Annotated in this window: 14 protein-coding genes; 9 read left to right on the top strand and 5 right to left on the bottom strand. The window is 50.8% G+C overall.

The genetic code is table 11. The annotated features are described in order from the left end of the window. Nucleotides 1–152: 152 nt before the first annotated feature. Together EP073_RS03250 and typA are read right to left on the bottom strand one after the other, a co-directional pair. Nucleotides 153–1,955, bottom strand: coding sequence for a sensor histidine kinase (locus tag EP073_RS03250; protein WP_128465738.1), 1,803 nt, complete (start codon nucleotides 1,953–1,955; stop codon nucleotides 153–155). A gap of 155 nt (nucleotides 1,956–2,110) precedes the next feature. Further along, a complete protein-coding gene (gene typA, locus EP073_RS03245; RefSeq protein WP_128465737.1) occupies nucleotides 2,111–3,946 on the bottom strand; it encodes a translational GTPase TypA in 1,836 nt (611 codons plus the stop codon). 233 nt (nucleotides 3,947–4,179) lie between these two features. Between typA and EP073_RS03240 the strand changes: the two genes are divergently transcribed. Next, on the top strand, nucleotides 4,180–5,466 hold the full coding sequence (locus tag EP073_RS03240) for a TrkH family potassium uptake protein (protein ID WP_128465736.1): 1,287 nt from the start codon (nucleotides 4,180–4,182) through the stop codon (nucleotides 5,464–5,466). Between the two features lie 5 nt (nucleotides 5,467–5,471). Beyond that, complete coding sequence (locus EP073_RS03235) at nucleotides 5,472–6,125, top strand: potassium channel family protein (protein ID WP_128465735.1); 654 nt, start codon at nucleotides 5,472–5,474, stop codon at nucleotides 6,123–6,125. A 56-nt stretch (nucleotides 6,126–6,181) separates the two neighbouring features. On the opposite strand, the gene EP073_RS03230 is transcribed toward EP073_RS03235, so the two are convergent. Continuing rightward, entirely contained in the window at nucleotides 6,182–7,402 is a 1,221-nt protein-coding gene (locus EP073_RS03230; RefSeq protein ID WP_128465734.1) for a class I SAM-dependent rRNA methyltransferase, read from the bottom strand. A gap of 121 nt (nucleotides 7,403–7,523) precedes the next feature. On the opposite strand from EP073_RS03230, the gene EP073_RS03225 reads away from it, so the two are divergent. Next, on the top strand, nucleotides 7,524–7,772 hold the full coding sequence (locus EP073_RS03225) for a hypothetical protein (RefSeq protein WP_128465733.1): 249 nt from the start codon (nucleotides 7,524–7,526) through the stop codon (nucleotides 7,770–7,772). On the opposite strand, the gene pyk is transcribed toward EP073_RS03225, so the two are convergent. Next, entirely contained in the window at nucleotides 7,769–9,181 is a 1,413-nt protein-coding gene (gene pyk, locus EP073_RS03220) for a pyruvate kinase (protein ID WP_128465732.1), read from the bottom strand. The two genes, EP073_RS03225 and pyk, sit on opposite strands and share 4 nt — an antisense overlap. Nucleotides 9,182–9,243: 62 nt before the next feature. Next, entirely contained in the window at nucleotides 9,244–9,705 is a 462-nt protein-coding gene (locus EP073_RS03215; protein ID WP_128465731.1) for an RrF2 family transcriptional regulator, read from the bottom strand. Nucleotides 9,706–9,874: 169 nt separating this feature from the next. Between EP073_RS03215 and EP073_RS03210 the strand changes: the two genes are divergently transcribed. The 6 genes from EP073_RS03210 to EP073_RS03185 all read left to right on the top strand — a co-directional run bounded on the left by EP073_RS03210 (nucleotide 9,875) and on the right by EP073_RS03185 (nucleotide 18,306). Further along, nucleotides 9,875–10,984, top strand: a complete 1,110-nt coding sequence (locus EP073_RS03210; protein WP_128465730.1) for a cysteine desulfurase family protein — start codon at nucleotides 9,875–9,877, stop codon at nucleotides 10,982–10,984. Next, entirely contained in the window at nucleotides 10,978–12,057 is a 1,080-nt protein-coding gene (gene mnmA, locus EP073_RS03205; protein WP_128465729.1) for a tRNA 2-thiouridine(34) synthase MnmA, read from the top strand. Before EP073_RS03210 ends, mnmA begins: the two co-directional genes overlap by 7 nt. A gap of 233 nt (nucleotides 12,058–12,290) precedes the next feature. After that, nucleotides 12,291–12,686 carry a FixH family protein gene (locus EP073_RS03200; protein ID WP_128465728.1) on the top strand — a complete coding sequence of 132 codons (396 nt, stop codon included), beginning with the start codon at nucleotides 12,291–12,293 and terminating at the stop codon, nucleotides 12,684–12,686. 62 nt (nucleotides 12,687–12,748) lie between these two features. Then, on the top strand, nucleotides 12,749–14,014 hold the full coding sequence (locus EP073_RS03195; protein ID WP_128465727.1) for a TolC family protein: 1,266 nt from the start codon (nucleotides 12,749–12,751) through the stop codon (nucleotides 14,012–14,014). Continuing rightward, complete coding sequence (locus EP073_RS03190) at nucleotides 13,992–15,113, top strand: efflux RND transporter periplasmic adaptor subunit (RefSeq protein ID WP_128465726.1); 1,122 nt, start codon at nucleotides 13,992–13,994, stop codon at nucleotides 15,111–15,113. Before EP073_RS03195 ends, EP073_RS03190 begins: the two co-directional genes overlap by 23 nt. A gap of 1 nt (nucleotide 15,114) precedes the next feature. Then, nucleotides 15,115–18,306, top strand: coding sequence for an efflux RND transporter permease subunit (locus EP073_RS03185; protein WP_128465725.1), 3,192 nt, complete (start codon nucleotides 15,115–15,117; stop codon nucleotides 18,304–18,306). The last annotated feature ends 30 nt before the right edge of the window (nucleotides 18,307–18,336 follow it).

Here is an 18,336-nt window from a genome sequence, read left to right as displayed (position 1 = left end):
ACTGCGGGGGATGCTTACTCTAGGATAAGGAAATCATCTGGGGGATATTCTTATACTACCGTCCTGTCGATTACACAATAACGATTATTCAAGAATTTGCAACGTAATATTTACCTGAATTAAAACAAAACCAATTATTTTTCTCAAAAATTTTACTCACCGCCTGTAATATCAGGGTATTTTCTGTTGAGACGCACGGTGAATTTCGCACCTTCCTTAATATTGCGCACCATGAGCAGCCCGCCCATATGCTCCTCAATAATAGTTTTGGACATGAAAAGACCTATGCCCAGCCCCACGGATTCGCCCTTTGTCGTGAAATAAGGGTCGAACACCCTGTCCAGAAACTCAGCCTTGATGCCGCCGCCGTTATCAATGAAGTCAATGTCTATATACCTGCCGTACGGTGTAACCGTGACAGAGACACTGCCCTGATTCATTTTTATAAGCTCTGTTCTGGGGATTATCGCATCACGGGCATTCTGGAGAATATTGAGAAAAACCTGCTTCGCTTCCCCTTCAAACCCCTCCACAGTATAAAGCTCAGTGTCTTCGTCGGTTATGTCCTTTTCCGCGTGAATCTCATACTTCCGTCCGGGGGTCTCGCACAGGATGCTGACTTTTATGCCGGCGGCTGCAAACTGAGAACCGATTATATGGTAAACAGCCAGCATGGTACGCCTGATGTCAAGCTCCACCCTGTCCTTGTCGGGGCGGAAGAAGTTTCTGAAATCATCGATGGTTTCCGACATGTGCATCACTATGTCCATAAGAAACCTGACGTAATCGTCTAAATGCTCATCCGTGTGGTGTTTCTCCTTTGCCATTTCCCCCATTTCCTGAATGCCGAAGCCTATGGCTGTGAGCGGCTGACGCCACTGGTGTGCGATTGCGTTTATCATTTCGCCCATTGAGGTGAACTTCGCCTGCTGGAGCAGCATCTTCTCCTGCTCCTTCCTTTTCTCCACCTCTTCCGCCACCCTTTGGGCAAGCTCGGTGTTCATGAGGGAAAGCTTCATCATTCTGAAAACAACGCTGATGTAAAACGCAAAGGCGGCAAACATCACCGCCATTATGAAAAGCATTTTCTTATAAAAACCGGAGAGATCGTCGTAAGCCTCATCCTCCGGTATGACAACCGCCAGCGACCAGAAGTTGCCCAGCACATGAACAGGCATGAACGCGGCGAGTTTTTTCACCGGCACCACTCTATCGCCGCGTGTCGTGTCATACGTGTACTCGCTGAAGCCTGTTTCGCCCATGAGCATTTTGTCGCCCAGCTCCCGTGAGTCGGGGTATTTTTCCGCCTCAAATTTGACATTGATAAGATTTTTCCCGTGAGCAGGGCTGAAAAGCAGGTTTGCTTCCTTATCGATCATCCACGCATAGCCCGATTCGCCGATGCTTATACTGCCTATATACTTTGAAGCCACATACTCAAAATCAACCAGAGCCGCCAGAACACCCTTGAAAACCGATCCGTCATAAACAGGTACATTAAGCGCAACTGTCCGGTACCCTTGAAGGGCGGTGAAAACATCACTGAGCAGAGGTTCCCGCAGTTTCAGCATCAGCTTCACATGCTCCTGATCGGCTATACTAGTTCCCACCAGTTCGGGTCTCTGCGGGAAAGTATAAAGAATGATACCGTTTTCATCGTATCTGGTGACTGCTCTGAACTGTTTTTTGTTGAATACATAAAGGGTGCGGATCAGGCGTTTGCCTTCATTATTGAAATTGACCATTTCCGGGGCAAGGGCATACTGCATAAACATGTTTGTGTAGCTGTTGAAGAACTCCTCAATCCCCGTCACAGCCTGCTTTGCAAGGAGCATCTGTCTCTCTCCGAGCTTTTCAAGACTCTTTTTGCGCACTTCCGCATAAGAGACATAAAGAGCGGCAAATGCCGCAATGAAGAGGACAATAAGAATCCCGAAACGCAGAAAAGCCTTCATATATATATCCCCAAATAATAATGAAACACGGCTGCTATAAAAGAATAGCCTCTGAAAGCGGGCTTCGCAATCTCAATAATTATATCTAGCTGTTTTATATGAGAGAAAAAGATACCCGCCGCCCTTTGCAGGCAGCGGGGTATTGAGCATATGATTTATTTAGATGTAAGTTTTCTTGATCTGTCAGTGTGTCTTTCCTGCTGAGAGAGAATCTTTTTTCTCAGGCGCACGGAAAGCGGTGTTACTTCCACAAGCTCGTCTTCGGCGATAAAGTGGATCGCCTTTTCCAGAGTCATGGGCATCACGGGGGTGAGGGTTACCGCGTCGTCCTTGCCGGAGGCGCGCATGTTGGTGAGTTTTTTCTCCTTGCAGGGGTTAGCGTTAAGATCATTGTCCTTGTTGTATTCGCCTATGATCATCCCCTCATAAACTGGCTCCCCGGGACGGACAAAAAGCACGCCTCTGGGCTCAAGGTGAAACAGCCCGTAAGCCACGCCTTTGCCTGCACGGTCTGAAACTATGGAACCGGTGAAGCGGGAGATTATCTCGCCTCTGTGGGGTTCATAGCCGTCAAACAGAGAGTTCATAATCCCTGTACCCTTAGTATCCGACAGGAATTCGTCGCGATAGCCTATAAGACCGCGGCTGGGGATGGAGAACTCAAGTCTCGCCCTGCCCGTTCCGTTGTTGACAAGGTTGGTCAGCCTGCCCTTTCTCAGTGAGAGCTTTTCGGTTACAACACCTACAAAGGCTCCGTCGCAGTCGATAAAAAGATGTTCGATCGGCTCGCAGAACTCGCCGTCTATGGTTTTAGTGATAACCTCGGGACGTCCGATGCAGAGCTCAAACCCTTCACGGCGCATGGTCTCGACTATGATTGCCATCTGGAACTCGCCTCTGCCCTTAACTATGAAGCTGTCGGGAGAATCGGTTTCCTCAACCCTTATGGCAACGTTTTTCATCGCCTCTTTGAACAGACGCTCACGGATTCTGGAGGACTGAACAAACTTGCCCTCCTTACCCACAAGCGGGCTGGTGTTGATGGAGAATTTCATTGATACCGTAGGTTCGTCTATCTTGATCCTTTTCAGCGCCTTGGGAGCTTCTTTGGTGCAGACAGTGTCGCCTATCATGACGTTTTCTATACCGGAGAGGATGATAATGTCGCCGGGCTCGGCTCTTTCCACATCCCTCATGCCTGTTCCTTCATATGTCTGCACTTTGCTTACACGAAGGGGAACCTGCTCGTTTTTCTCGTTTATGCACACAAGGGTCTCGTTCGTGTGAGCGGAACCGTTGATAACCTTGCCCACGGCAAGCCTTCCGAGATAATCGGAGTAGCTGAGGTCGCTCACCAGCATCTGAAAGGGTTCCGCATCGTCATAGGCGGGCGGAGTGATGTGGTTTACAATAGCCTCGAAGAGCGGACGCATGTCCGTTCCTCTTTCCTCAAGCGTTGTCTGACATATTCCGTCCCTGCCTATAGCATAGTACAGGGGAAATTCTATCTGGTCGTCATCAGCGCCGAGATCTATGAAAAGGTCGTAAACCTCGTTGAGCACCTCATCCGGTCTGGCGTCCTGACGGTCTATTTTGTTAATTACCACTATGACCTTGTGCCCTGCCTCAAATGCCTTGCCCAGAACAAAGCGTGTCTGGGGCAGCGGACCTTCGGAAGCATCCACAAGGAGGATAACGCCGTCCACCATGGAAAGTGCCCTTTCCACCTCACCGCCGAAATCGGCGTGTCCGGGTGTGTCAAGGATGTTGATCTTAACGCCGCTGTAAGTTACGGAGCAGTTTTTAGCGGCAATGGTGATTCCGCGTTCACGCTCAAGATCCATATTGTCCATGAGGCGGTCGTCCACCGCCTGATTTTCCCTGAAAACGCCTGCCTGTTTGAAAAGGGCATCCACAAGGGTTGTTTTGCCGTGGTCAACGTGCGCTATGATCGCAATATTCCTGAGTTTCTGGTTAAATGCTTTTGCCATGCGGGATTTTTCCTGAATTTATTTTATGTTTCATGATTTCATATCTTCCCCTGACGGGGGTTACTAACGCAATCAGCCGAAATTGAAGGCTCTATCTTCTACTGAAAATATTTGAAAATGTAAATAGCCGTGTTTTGTTTTAAAAGAAATATTTGTGTCGTACTGTTATAACAGTCTGGAAGCATAAAGAAAAATTGAGTGTAAAAAATATGCCGGAAATGCTATAAATTTCTATGAAGAAACGCCGTCCTTCGCCTCAGGGCTATCTTATACTGACCTTCCTTGTGCTTATCGCAGCCGGCGCGCTGCTGTTTATGACACCCTTTGTCACAGCCTCGGGCGGTCTGAGCCCTGCGGATGCGCTGTTTATGTCAACTTCCGCCGTTTGTGTCACGGGGCTTTCCGTTATGAACACCTCTGACTTTACCTTATTCGGGCAAATCATACTCCTGACACTGATACAGCTCGGCGCTCTGGGGATAATGACCCTCAGCTCGTCCCTGCTTCTTTTTATCACAGGAGATCTCGACTTCGGCACAAGGCTTATGGCTTCACGTCTGGCGGAGAGCTACAGCCTGCGGGAAATCGAAAATGTTCTGTTCTACATAGTATCCTACACCTTCATATGTGAAGCTGTGGGAGTCGTCCTCCTCTGGATAGGGTTTGTGACGGACGGTTACGGAATCGGCGAAGCGCTTTATCCTGCGGTATTCCATGCCGTTTCCGCCTTCTGCAACGCTGGTTTCAGCACATTCGACAACAGTCTCTCCGACTCCGGCAGCATGGTGAAAACAGTGGTTATGCTGCTTATTACAGCGGGCGGGCTGGGATTTTATGTGATATTCGATCTGATGCGCAAGATCAAAGAGAAGACAAGGCTCCGCATTCATACAAAAATCGTTCTCAGCATGTCCGCGTCCCTCAGCCTCGGCGGAGCTGTTCTGCTTTATTTCACAGAATACGGTCAGATGAGCGTGATCGACTCTCTGTTTCAGTCCGTCACAGCAAGGACGGCAGGCTTCAACACTGTTGATCTTGCGGGCATGCACAGCGTCAGCCTCATGCTGATGATAATCCTCATGTTCATAGGCGCCTCCCCGGGTTCCACCGGAGGCGGAATCAAAACGACAACGGCATTCCTCGCCGCTGTTTCCGTCCGCAGGGCAGTGGAAGGGGAGACGGGAGTGAGAATCTTCGGGCGGACAATACCGCCGTCAAATATACTTAAGGCGTTTACTATAATCTTTCTGTATTCCGTTGTGGTGTGCTTCGCCTCAGCTCTCATTCTCCTTTTCAGAGAGAGTCACTTTCTCGGAGTTCTTTTTGAGGTTGTCAGCGCCATAGGCACTGTCGGTCTGTCTCTGGGGCTCACGGCAGAGGCGAGCACGGCGGAAAAACTGATCCTTACCGCCTGCATGTTCATAGGCAGGGTGGGACCCAGCGCGATGCTTATCGCCATGACAGGGAAAAAGAAAGAATCGAAACTCGCTTATCCTGAAGAAAAAATCATTCTGGGGTGATGAAAATGAAGAAAGACATAGCAGTGCTCGGACTGGGTATATTCGGCTTCCGCATAGCCACGGAACTAACAAGAAAAGGGCATAACGTACTCGCTGTTGACAGAGATAAAACCATAATAGAGCAGATTAAGGATAATGTCACAGAGGCTGTCATAGCCGATGTCACGGATCACGGAACCCTTGCGGAGCTTGGGATAGATAAATTTGATACAGTGATAATCGGCATCGGGAGCAGCTTTGAGCAGGCTCTGCTCACGCTGGCGGATCTGAAAAAAATAGGCTGCAAGCATGTAATCGCCAAGGCTAACAGGAAGATCCACGAAGAGCTTCTTCTTAAAATAGGCGCGGACGAAGTAATACTCCCCGAAAGAGAGGTTGCCAAGCGTCTGGCGGACAGAATAAGCAGACCGGACATGATGGAGATACTCACAGTGGACGGTGACGTAAGCCTTGTCAACATTTCCATACCCGCCCGCATGGAGGGCAGGAGCCTTCTTGATCTTGATTTAAGGAAGGAGTTCCAGATTAACGCCGTGATGGTGAAGAAAAACGGCAGCAAGACAAGCATTATCACCAATCCCAACATGGTTCTGCACGAGGGTGACGAGCTCATTGTCGCCGGAAAGGAAGAGGATATTATAAAGGCATTTGCGAAATAGGATTCAGACTGTGAATGATATATCCACAGCCTGCCGTAAAATATACCCGTTAATATCTATTTCGCAAAAGCGAACAGACACTTCAGGTATTCCCCTTCGGGAAAGCCCACAGGGTGGTCTGCCGCATGACCTGTTTTCTGCATTATCTGCAACGGGCGCCCGGCCTTAGCCGCCGCCTTGGAGACAGCGTCGAAAAATATCTGAGACGTAACTCTCGCCGAGCAGGAGGCGGAAACAAGAATCCCTCCGCTGTCCAGAACACCCACCGCAAGGCGGGTAAGTTTCTGATACGCTGCCACTGCGCTTTCCGCATCCGACTGCTTGCGGGCGAATGAAGGCGGATCCACAATCACCATGCTGAACCTTTTCTTCTGCTTGGCAAGCTCAGTCAAAGCCTCAAACGCGTCCATGCAGATTGTGCTGTGTCTGCATTCGGAGATAAGTATATCGTCTTTATTCAGCTCAAAGTTTCTGTTTGCCGCTTTCAGGGCAGGTTCGCTCACATCAAGGCTTATAACGGAGGATGCGCCGCCTCTGGCTGCGTAGAGCGAAAAGCCGCCAGTGTATGAAAAAACATTGAGCACGTCACGGTTCTTGGCGTATTTCTCGACCCTTGCGCGGTTATCACGCTGATCGAGGAAGAAGCCTGTCTTCTGCCCGTGGATCGGCTCCGCCTCAAAGAGTATGCCGTTCTCTCTGAATATAACAGCACCCTTGGGCGCCGCACCCTTAAGCACTGCTCCGTCACGGATTTTTTCGGGTATTTTTTTTATGTCTATGCTTCTGCTGAGGCGAAGGATCACGCACTCGGGCTTCAGCAGCTCATCAAAAAGCGATGTAAGAAGATCGATGTAGGGAATCCAGATGCCTGAATCCAATTTGATCACAAGGGTTTTCTCGTAATAATCAGCTATGATTCCGGGCAGACCGTCATTCTCCCCGTTTATAAGACGGAACGCCGTTGTGGTTCCATCAGCGAAAAGCTTCCTGCGGGCGGAGATGGACGCGCTTATTTTGTCCTTCATCCAGTCTGAGTCAATGGTGACCGGCTTACCTCTGTGGAGCATGCGGATACGGATCGGCGAATCGGGATCATACAGTCCCAGCCCCACAAAAGTGCGATCCTTATCATATATCACAGCGAAGGCGCCCGTCTGCCCGTCTTTATTCTGCTTAACTATCCCTTTATCAAAAACCCACGGATGACCTTTCTTAACTTCCCTTTCCGCAGAAGGGGTAAGCTGGAAGGAGATCCTCTCTATCGCTATATCAGCCATTTAATGCTCCATGTCTTTATGCGGCGATATTAAACAAAATAGGAAGTTAAAGCAAGGCTTGCTTGAAAAGCCTCCGGCGGAGGCTATACTTAATTATAGTTAAGAAAACGGAAGTGCTCAGATGAAACTCGCTTATCCGTGCAGGATAAAACTGAAAAATGATGCGTACCGGATATGTTTCAGGGATTTCAAGGAGCTGCGGGCAGAAAGCCGTTCATATGAGGAGGCTCTGGAAACTGCGGAGGAGGTTCTCAACAACCTTCTGGAGATTATGCTGGAAGAGGATGAAGAGCCCTGTTCCCCCTCACTGCCCAAGACGGACGAGGTGCTTATCCCCGTCCGTGCGGAAATATCCGGCAGAATATCCTAGATTTCGTAAACTTTTACCATATTTGTAGAACCCTTGACGCCCAATGGAACACCAGCCGTGATAACTATGCTGTCCCCTTTCCGGGCAAGCCCTTTCGCGACGGCGATTTCGGCGGCGCTTGAGAACATTTCCTCAATATCACTGAAGCCTTCCGTAAGTCCGGGAACCACCCCCCAGAGCATGTTCAGCTTGGTAAATGTCCGTTTATTCGGCGTCAGCGCCAGTATGGGCACAGAGGGTCTGAATCTCGCCACGCTTGCCGCAGTGAAGCCTGATTCGGTATAAGCCACAACCGCTCCCGCCTCAATATCCTTCGCCAGCCAGCATGCGGAGCGCCCCACAGCCCACGCTATATTTTTTTTATCCATGACGTGCTCATCGCTCTTCATGCTGTATTCGCTGATGACGTGATGCTCGGTCGCTCTGGCGAGTGCGTCCATAACCTTCACTGCCTCGACAGGGTACATTCCGGAGGCTGTCTCCTCTGAGAGCATGACTGCGCATGTTCCGTCAAAGAGGGCGTTTGCCACATCCGTACACTCCGCTCTGGTGGGCAGGTTGCTGTCCACCATGCTTTTAAGCATCTGCGTAGCGGTAATAGTCACCTTGCCTTCTCTGCGTGCCTTGCGGATTATCTGTTTCTGGATCACGGGCACATCGAAAAGGGGCATCTCCACCCCGAGATCCCCTCTGGCTACCATCACTCCGTCGACCATGGGGAGGATTTCATCTATATTCTGAACAGCCTGAGGCTTTTCTATTTTGGCTATGAGCATTGGCGGGTTCTTCTCCTTGGCGAGAATTGAGCGTATCTTCACCAGATCCGCCGCGCTGCGCACAAACGAGAGCGCCACGACATCAACGCCCTTTGCCAGCCCGAACATAAGATCCCTGCGGTCTTTCTCCGTGAAGGCGACAACGCTGAGGTTCGATGTGGGCATATTAACACCCTTGCGGGAGAAAGCCCTTCCGCCGCGCACTATGCGGCAGATCACTCTTTTACCCTCTGTCTTTTCCACAGTGAGCTCCATTGTGCCGTCCGCCAGAACCACTCGGTCGCCTTTTTTGAGATCGGATTCAAGGTTTTCATACTGAACGGGAAGCGCTCCTTCCTCTGCATTGCTTTCAGAAACAAGAACGCAGGTTTCCCCCTTTACAAGATCAATCCCTTCGTCAGGGAGAATCCCGAGACGGATCTTCGGACCGCAGAGATCCTGTAATATTGTCACGCATGTATTTTTATCCGCAGCTATGGAACGGATCAGGTCTATCATTCTGCCGTGGCTTTCGTGATCCCCGTGGGAAAAATTGAGGCGGGCTACATTAAGTCCGGCGTCTATCAGCTCGGAAATTATCTGCGGATCGGATGAGGAAGGTCCCAGTGTTGCCACTATTTTTGTGCGTCTCATGTGTTTCCCCCTGAAATAACAATATCAAGTTAGAATACACCAAAACAGGGAGGTAATGAAGGCTATATGACGTAATTGTGGATATTTCTTTTGTTCTGAACGGCTCTGTCAACATCTTCAAGCATGTCTGCGAGGGTTGTCTGCGACATGACATCAATGAGCTTCTCCGTTATGCGGGTCATGGAAAGACGCACGCCGCAGGTAGCAAAATCATCACAGTAGTCGCATTTGCTGCTGTTTTCGTCCGCAACACACGGAACAAGAGCCACAGGACCCTCCAGAGCACGGATAATGTGCTCCATGGTAACTTCCGAGGGTGCCACCGCAAGCTGGTAGCCGCCGCCTTTGCCTATTTTGCTGATAAGAAGACCGTCGTTCTTGAGGGTAAGGAGTATTGTTTCGAGAAACTTTTTGGGTATCCCTTCCTTTTCAGCTATCTCAGATATAAGCACATGTCTTCCGGCTCCGTGCATAGCGAGGTACTGGAGAGCCTTCAGTCCGTAAACGGTTTTCATTGAAAACATAAAACAAATCCTTTCTCAGTTACAGAAATGTACATAATCCGCTAATAGTTGTCAACAAATAGCGGTTTTGCCTGATTAAGCCGCAATTAACCTTGACACCTTTTCAGGGATTATCTATTTTCGTCCAGTAAATATATATATTTTATAGCCCGTATTGCAAGGAAAATCGATGATATATCTTGACCACAACGCTTCAACACCAACCGCGCCGGAAGTAAGGGAAGAAATGCTCCGCACCATTGAAATCTACGGAAACCCATCAAGTCTCCATGAAGAGGGGCAGAAAGCACGCGGTCTTCTGGATGAATCAAGGGCAAAAATCGCCGCCTTTATAGGGGCATTTCCCGATGAAATAGTCTTCACCTCCGGCGGAACAGAAGCGAACAATATTGCCGTTCAGGGCTTCACGGACAGCGCGGCGGCTGTTTCATCGATTGAGCACAGCTCCGTCCTTAAGCCGTTTGAGTTCCTTGCCGCAAGGGGGCTTAAGCTTCACCGGTTTCCGGCGGGCTCATCCGGCATAATCAGCACAGACAGCCTGCCGGACGGAGTTTCAATAGTCTCCCTCATGCTCGTCAATAACGATACAGGAGTCATACAGCCTGTGCGGAAAGCGGCGGAAGAAGCGCATGCAAAGGGTGCGCTTTTCCACACAGACGCAGTTCAGGCGGCGGGCAAGATAAGGATTAACGTGCGGGAGCTGGGAGTCGATCTGCTTTCGATCTCGGCACATAAAATGTATGCCCCGAAAGGTATAGGCGCACTTTTCGTGAGACGCGGGCTTAAAGCGTCCCCGCTGATGTTCGGCGGCAATCAGGAAAAAGCGGCACGCCCGGGAACGGAAAGCACATTGCTGGCATCTGCGTTCGCAAAGGCTTGTGAAATAGCGGAAGAACGCATGGAAGAAGATGAAATGCGTATAGCCCGCCTGCGGGATATGCTTGAGACACTGATAAAATCAAATGTCGACGGCTGCTTGGTGAACGGGGCGGAAGCTCCCAGAGTTTCAGGCACATCAAACATATCCTTCAGCGGGCTGAAAGGTGATTCGCTTATAATAAACCTTGATCTCGCCGGTCTGTGCGTATCGGGCGGCTCAGCTTGCAGCTCGGCGGACTTTAAGGCTTCACACGTGCTAACCGCCATGGGACGCACGGAGGATGAAGCCCGCTCGTCCGTCCGCTTCTCTCTCGGCAGAGAAACAGCGGAAGCGGAAATTTTTCGGGCAGCGGAAATTGTTGCTGAGACAGTCAGCGCAATGAGAGGCAGAACATGGTAAAAAAACGCGTAGTAGCCGCCATGAGCGGCGGAGTAGACTCATCCGTTGCGGCTGCGATGCTCATTGAGCAGGGTTATGAGGTGATAGGCGTAACGCTTAAACTTCACGAATGCTCCGAAGCATCTGACAGCCCTTCCTGCTGCGGCATAGACGGCATGACGAAAGCCCGTGCGGCGGCGAATGCTTTGGGAATACGTCATTATGTTTATGACTGTGTGAAGGACTTTGAAAAAGCTGTGCTTGAAAGATCATGGAAGGAGTATGATTCCGGCAGAACGCCCAATCCGTGCCTGCTATGCAACGAATATGTGAAATTCGGCATTTTGCAGGATTTCGCCCGCAGCCTGCACGCTGAATACGTGGCAACAGGACATTATGCGCAGATCGGCTTTATAAACGGTATGCCCGTACTGAAAAGAGGCAGCGACACAAACAAGGATCAGTCCTACTTCCTCGCAGGGCTCACAGGGGAGCAGCTCAGACGCTCGCTTTTCCCTCTCGGCGGAATGGACAAGCCGCAGGTTCGTGAATACGCCCGCAGCCTGAACCTGCCCACAGCTGAAAGCACCGAAAGTCAGGACGCTTGTCTTGTCGGCGGGTTTGAGAGCTTCGCCGAGATGCTCCGCTGCCGTTTCGGTTCATCGGCTAAACACGGTGAGATTGTCACTGACAGGGGCGAAGTGATGGCAAGGCACAAAGGCTTCCACGGCTTCACCGTCGGTCAGAGGCGAAATCTCGGTCTGACGACCTTCAAACGCTTCTGGGTAAAGGAGATAGATGCGGCAAACAGCCGTGTGATAATCACCGATGATCAGAAAAACCTCTTAAGCCCATCCATTATGGCGGACGGTTTTTCATGGCGGGAGGGCTTCATACCTGCGGACGGCTTTTCGTGCCTCGCCCAAATCCGATACAGACATAAGCCGGTGAAAGCAAACGTTTACGCCGAAGACGGCGGCGTATACAGAATAGACTTTGAAATACAGGAAAAGGCAGCCGCACCCGGACAGGCTGTCGTCCTTTATGAAAACGATATTGTGCTGGGCAGAGGCTGGATAAAAGGTAAAACTTGATCCGGTTCGCGCTCATTTTTTTCCTATTGACTTTGTATGATTAGCGACATACAGTATGCCATATACAAACTATAGATTTTATGCACTTAAAAACGGTTTGCGGAAACCGCACATTTCTCCCCCGAAAAAAAAGTCCTGAAAGCCTCTGTTTTTCCGTTAGCGGCGGAAAAACTGTGAAACTTTTTATAACCCTCTGCGGGTTAAAATAAAGATTTGCACTTAGGAGGCAATCAATGAAAAAACTCATTTTATCTATGGCGCTCATGCTGATTCTCGCTGTTTCGGCATTTGCCGCACCCTTTGAGGTCACGAAACAGGCAGGTGACTTCACCGTTATATCCTCTCTGGATAAAAATCCCCCCGTTAAAGGCAAAAACGCTGTCTCTGTCGTAATCAAAGACAAGGGCGGCAAAGCTGTTCAGGACGGTAAAGTCGCAGTGTATTACTCCATGCCCGCTATGCCCGGCATGCCCGCCATGGACTACAAAGCAATGGCGGAATTCAAAAACGGCGTTTATTCAGCCGTTCTTGATCTCAGCATGACGGGTCCGTGGAACGTGGAAGTGCGCTTCGTTGCTCCCCCTTCAAAAACCATGAACAAAGCGGCTTTCACGGTAGACGTGAGATAACTGTCAAATGCGGGTTTCGCATCTTGCGGAATCCGCCTGTTTTTTAAAGAAGGATCAGGGAAATGAAGCTTACAGCAATTGCCGTAACTGCGGCATTGATTTTAACAGGACTCAGTGCCTCCGCCGATACAGTGGACATTGACAGCCTTATAACCAAGGCGTTTTCAGGAAACACAAGGCTTGAATCCATGAAATATGACGTGAGAGCGTCAAAATCTCTCGAATCCGTGGCGGGCAGCCTGCCCGACCCGATGGTTAGCCTCGGCTACATAAACGAAGGCACGGACAGAATCACCATCGGCGACGAGACGGCGGGAATGACCCGTTTCACTGTGATGTTCAGCCAGATGTTCCCTTTTCCGGGGAAACTCAAAACACAGACCGAACAGGCAGGTTTCAGAACAAAAACCGCAGAGATAAACAGACAGAACGAAAAGCTCAGTATTATCTATAATATAAAAGCGCTTTATCTTGACCTTTACCGCATTCAGGAATCCGAAAGGCTTCTGGATACGAAGATTGGCTTCCTCGGGCTTCTGGAGTCTGCGGCGGAAGCAAGATTCCGCTCCGCTCAGGGCTCATCGGCAGAGGTGCTGATGTTTCAGCGCGAAAAATACATGGCATTTGAAGCAAAAGAGATGCTTGAGGAGCAGGAAAGGATGCTGAAAACCTCCCTCGCCCACATAACAGGACAGGATTCGGACGTTTTCGGCGAGTTCGCCCGCCTCCCCGAGCTACCCCTTGATAAAAGCATAAGCGAAATTTACATCCTCGCCCGAAACAACTCCTTCACTGTAAAAGCAATGGAGAGCGAAGTTCGTGAGATGGAAGCGGAGGTGAGGATGAAGGAGCTGGAGATGTATCCCGATTTCACCATATCCGCCGGCTACGAACCCAGATTCAGCGAAATGGACGATGTGTGGACTGTAGGCGTGAGCTTCAATCTCCCTCTTTACTATAAAACAAAGCAGAAGCCGGCTGCGGATTCCGCGCGGGCAAAGAAATTCAAGGCGGACACGCTCCTTGCCGACATGCGTCACGAGCTCAGAAGCATGGTGACTGAATTTGTCGCTTCCGCTGAGGCGGCTGAAAGAATAATGGAAATATACAGAGGCGGCGTAATTGAACGTTCCCGCCTTTTGAGGGATTCGGCTCTCGCCGGATACCGTCAGGGGATGATGCCCGCCTCTGAAGTTATCACTGCGGTGAGCACATCCGTTGATTACGAAATGAAATACCTTGAGCAGAGCGCCCTGAGACAAAAGAAGCTCAGCGCCCTTAATACACTGACCGGAGGAACGCTCTATGGCACGCAGATACCTGAATAAAACATTTTTACCTCTATTAGCCTCGGCGCTCCTCATTACCCCCGCCGCGTATGCGGATGATTTCAGCATGTTTGAGGATGCCCCGTCCATTCAGCTTTCCGGCGAACTGATACAGAAGCTCGGCGTTAAGCCCGCAAAAACGGAATACAGAGAGTCGGTAAAAACGCTGAAACTCCCGGGCATAGTTCAGGTTGACGAAACATCTTCATTCTCCGTCAACAGCAAGTTCGGCGGATGGATCGAGAAGCTTTACATAGACTACAAGGGCAGAAATGTCAAAAAAGGCGAACGGGTCGCCGAAATATACAGTCCGGAAGCGGTAGCCGCTCAGGAAGAGTATCTGGCATTTCTCAAGCATTCGGCAAATGTCAGCCCGTCCTCCGGCGGAGCATACGGAAAAGTGTTCTCTGAGGACGCAAAACGTCTCACCGAAAGCGCCAGACAAAGGCTAAGATACTGGGACATCACGGAAAAGCAGATTCAGGAGATAGAGAAAACAGGCAGAGTGAAAAAAACTGTCACGCTATACAGCCCCGCCTCCGGATATGTCACGGCGAAAAACGTCAGCGAAGGGATGAAAACCGAGCCCGGCATGGAACTTTTCAGCGCTGTGAGCCTCGCTAACCTCTGGATCATAGCGGATGTGTATGAGGACGAACTGAAATATATAAGAGTCGGAAGCAAGGCGAAAGTGACACTGTCAGGGGTTCCGAACGTGGTTTATGAGCTCACGGCGGACTACATCTACCCCGAGGTTTCACAGAGAACCAGAACCCTTAAGGTGCGCTTTCTGGTAAACAACAGCAGCGGACTGCTGAAGCCCGCTATGTATACTGAGATTCTGGCTAAATTTCCGGCGGGCAGGGTTCTTGCGGTTCCGTCCGACGCTGTTATAGACGACGGCAGGCGGAAAATAGTCTTTGTCAGTCTCGGCGAAGGGCGTTTTGAACCCCGTGAGATACTCGCAGGCGCTCAGAATGAAGGCTTTACAGAGGTTCGTCAGGGCTTGTCCGAAGGAGAGACTGTGGCTAGGGGAGCAAACTTCCTGCTGGATTCCGAAGCGCAGCTTAAAGGCATCAGTCCCGTAAAGGGGTTCTGACATGATAGAAAAACTCATTGAATACTCGGCGAGAAACAAATTTGTCATAATCCTCCTCACGCTTATGATCACAGGCTGGGGGATATGGTCTGTTAAAAAGACCCCGCTGGACGCAATACCCGACCTGAGTGATGTTCAGGTGATCATCTTCACCGAGTGGACAGGCAGAAGCCCTGATCTGGTGGAGGATCAGATAACCTACCCTCTTGTGAGCAGCCTCCTTGCCGCTCCGAAGGTGAAGGTTGTGCGGGGTTATTCGTTCTTCGGGTTCTCGTATGTTTACGCAATCTTTGAGGATGACACGGACATATACTGGGCGAGAAGCCGTGTTTCCGAATACATAAGCAAAATAAGGGGTCAGCTTCCGCCGGACGTGAACCCCTCTCTGGGACCGGACGCCACGGGAGTGGGCTGGATATATCAGTACGCACTGAAAGACACTGCGCATAAGTACAACCTCGCGGAACTCCGTTCCCTTCAGGACTGGTACCTGAAATACGCCTTTGAAGAGGTTAAGGGTGTGGCGGAAACTGCCTCAGTGGGCGGACATATAAAGGAATACCAGATCAACCTCGATCCGGACAGGCTCAGGGCATACGGCATACCCGTGACGAAAATCACCGAAGCGGTAAGAAACAGCAACCGTGACGTGGGCGGGCGCTCCGTTGAGTTCAGCGGACGTGACTTCATGATAAAAGGGCTGGGCTACATCTCCTCAACGGAGGATATAAAGAATACAGTAGTCGATTTTGACGAACGGGGCGTGCCGGTTCTCATAGGTGATGTAGCCTCTGTTGAGACGGGTCCCTCCATGCGCAGAGGCATAGCTGATCTTGACGGCGAGGGTGAGACTGTGGGCGGCATCATAGTAATGCGCTACGGCGAAAACGCCCTTGAGGTTATAGAGAGAGTGAAGGCAAAGGCGGAGGAGCTTAAAAAAACTCTCCCCGAAGGCGTGGAGCTTGTGCCCGTGTATGACCGCTCGGAGCTTATCGTCAACTCTATCAAAACCCTGCGGGATAAGCTTATAGAGGAGATTATAATCGTCAGCCTTGTGTGCATGGTGTTCCTCTTCCACTTCCGTTCGGCTATGGTGGCGATCATCACCCTGCCGGTTGCCATTATTATGTCCTTCGTGATGTTCCGTTATCTCAACCTTACCTCAAACGTGATGTCTCTCGGCGGAATAGCGATCGCAATCGGCGCCATGGTGGACGCCGCCATTGTTATGGTGGAGAACGCCCACAAGCAGCTTGAGCACAACCCCGAAGCGGACAGAGTGGAAACTATAATAAACGCAGCCAAGAAAGTGGGCGCCCCTCTGTTCTTCTCACTGCTTATCATCACCGTCTCGTTCCTGCCTGTGTTCACTCTGGAATCTCAGGAGGGCAGGCTGTTCAAGCCGCTGGCATACACTAAAACCTTTGCGATGATGTTTGCCGCCTTCCTCTCGGTGACTCTGGTTCCGGCGCTGATGGTTATATTCATTAAGGGTAAAATTCTGGCGGAGGACAAAAACCCCGTTACGAAAGTTCTCGTGTTCCTTTACCGCCCCTTTGTGCATCTGGCGCTTAAGTTCAGGTATGCTGTGATTGTTCTGTCAATCATAGCCGTCGGCGCCTCATATCCGATCGTTAAAAGGCTCGGCTCGGAGTTCATGCCCACGCTGAACGAGGGCACGGTGTTCTACATGCCTACCACCCTGCCCGGCATATCCGCCGCGGAGGCGGCAAAAAGCCTCCAGACGCAGAACAGGCTGATAAAAAGCGTGCCTGAGGTGGAAACAGTCTTCGGCAAGGCAGGGAACGCCATGAGCGCCACTGACCCCGCAGGGCTCTCAATGGCTGAAACAGTGATAACTCTCAAGCCGGAAAGTGAATGGCGGGAAGGGATGACTTGGGACAAAATCATAGAGGAACTCAATACCAAGGTTCAGGTGGCGGGCTGGGTAAACTCATGGACAATGCCCATCAAGGCGAGAATCGACATGCTCTCCACGGGAATAAAAACCCCTGTGGGAATAAAGATATACGGCGCAGATCCGGTTATTTTGCAGGAGACGGGGCAGAAGCTTGAGGAAGTGCTGAAAACCGTTCAAGCCACAAGGAGCGTCTACGCCGAACGAACAGACGGCGGCTACTATCTCTACATAGAGCCGGACAGGTTCAGGCTGGCAAGGCACGGGCTCACAATTGAGGACGTGAACATGGTGATAGAATCCGCAATCGGCGGCATGCCCGTCACCAGAACAGTGGAAGGCAGGGAACGCTACCCCGTTGCCGTGCGCTACAAAAAAGCGTTCAGGTCGGACATTGAATCGATCAAAAACGTTCTGATCCCCGTGGGCATGGGCGGAGCTGCGGCTCCGGCATCCGGCGGCATGGGTTCAGAGGGTGAAGCCGGCGGCAGAAGCGGCTATGTTCCCCTCGGGGAAGTGGCGGACGTCTACATGAAATCAGGTCCCGACATGCTTAAGAATGAAAACGGACTCCTTGTTTCATATATATATGTCGACATTGACGCAGGCACGGATGTAGGCAGCTACGTTGAACGTGCCATGAAAGCGGTTGACGGAGCAGTCACTGTTCCGCAGGGCTATATCATGCAGTGGAGCGGTCAGTACGAATACATGATGCGTGTGAAGGAGAAGCTCAACATAGTGGTTCCTCTCACCCTCGTGCTGATATTCATCATTCTGTACCTGAACTTCCGCTCGGTAACCAAAACGGCGATAGTGATGCTCTCTGTGCCTTTCGCCCTGATAGGCGGCTTTCTGTACCTGTATTTCCTCGGCTATAACCTCTCCGTGGCGGTTTGGGTTGGGCTCATAGCCCTTGCCGGAGTGGCGGCGGAGACGGGCGTCATAATGATAGTCTATCTGGATGAGGCGTATGACGAACGCATAACGGCGGGAAAAATGAACAGTCTCTCAGACCTGCGGGAGGCGGTTATCTACGGAGCGGTGCAGAGAGTGCGCCCGAAGATAATGACCGTCGCCACGCTGATCATAGGGCTAATACCCATTATGTGGGCTACTGGCAGCGGGGCGGATGTTATGAAACGAATCGCAGCGCCTATGATAGGGGGCATGGTCACCTCAACCTTTCTCACTCTGGTTATAATCCCTGCCGTTTACTACACGTGGCGGCAGTTCGGAATAAAAAAGAGCATGAACTCCGTTAACAAAGTCTGACGGCGCTCTCTCCTGCTTCCGCTTTCCCTG

The organism is Geovibrio thiophilus, from assembly GCF_004087915.1.
GTDB lineage: Bacteria > Chrysiogenota > Deferribacteres > Deferribacterales > Geovibrionaceae > Geovibrio > Geovibrio thiophilus.
This window is presented reverse-complemented; position numbering and strand designations above follow the sequence as displayed.

Bases quoted from the DNA above. Each gene is read 5' to 3' on its own strand.
- typA (WP_128465737.1), bottom strand. From the start codon at position 3,946: ATGGCAAAAGCATTTAACCAGAAACTCAGGAATATTGCGATCATAGCG.
- EP073_RS03230 (WP_128465734.1), bottom strand. From the start codon at position 7,402: ATGGCTGATATAGCGATAGAGAGGATCTCCTTCCAGCTTACCCCTTCT.
- pyk (WP_128465732.1), bottom strand. From the start codon at position 9,181: ATGAGACGCACAAAAATAGTGGCAACACTGGGACCTTCCTCATCCGAT.
- EP073_RS03185 (WP_128465725.1), top strand. From the start codon at position 15,115: ATGATAGAAAAACTCATTGAATACTCGGCGAGAAACAAATTTGTCATA.
- EP073_RS03215 (WP_128465731.1), bottom strand. From the start codon at position 9,705: ATGTTTTCAATGAAAACCGTTTACGGACTGAAGGCTCTCCAGTACCTC.
- EP073_RS03225 (WP_128465733.1), top strand. From the start codon at position 7,524: ATGAAACTCGCTTATCCGTGCAGGATAAAACTGAAAAATGATGCGTAC.
- EP073_RS03250 (WP_128465738.1), bottom strand. From the start codon at position 1,955: ATGAAGGCTTTTCTGCGTTTCGGGATTCTTATTGTCCTCTTCATTGCG.
- EP073_RS03240 (WP_128465736.1), top strand. From the start codon at position 4,180: ATGAAGAAACGCCGTCCTTCGCCTCAGGGCTATCTTATACTGACCTTC.
- EP073_RS03235 (WP_128465735.1), top strand. From the start codon at position 5,472: ATGAAGAAAGACATAGCAGTGCTCGGACTGGGTATATTCGGCTTCCGC.
- EP073_RS03200 (WP_128465728.1), top strand. From the start codon at position 12,291: ATGAAAAAACTCATTTTATCTATGGCGCTCATGCTGATTCTCGCTGTT.
- EP073_RS03210 (WP_128465730.1), top strand. From the start codon at position 9,875: ATGATATATCTTGACCACAACGCTTCAACACCAACCGCGCCGGAAGTA.
- EP073_RS03190 (WP_128465726.1), top strand. From the start codon at position 13,992: ATGGCACGCAGATACCTGAATAAAACATTTTTACCTCTATTAGCCTCG.
- EP073_RS03195 (WP_128465727.1), top strand. From the start codon at position 12,749: ATGAAGCTTACAGCAATTGCCGTAACTGCGGCATTGATTTTAACAGGA.
- mnmA (WP_128465729.1), top strand. From the start codon at position 10,978: ATGGTAAAAAAACGCGTAGTAGCCGCCATGAGCGGCGGAGTAGACTCA.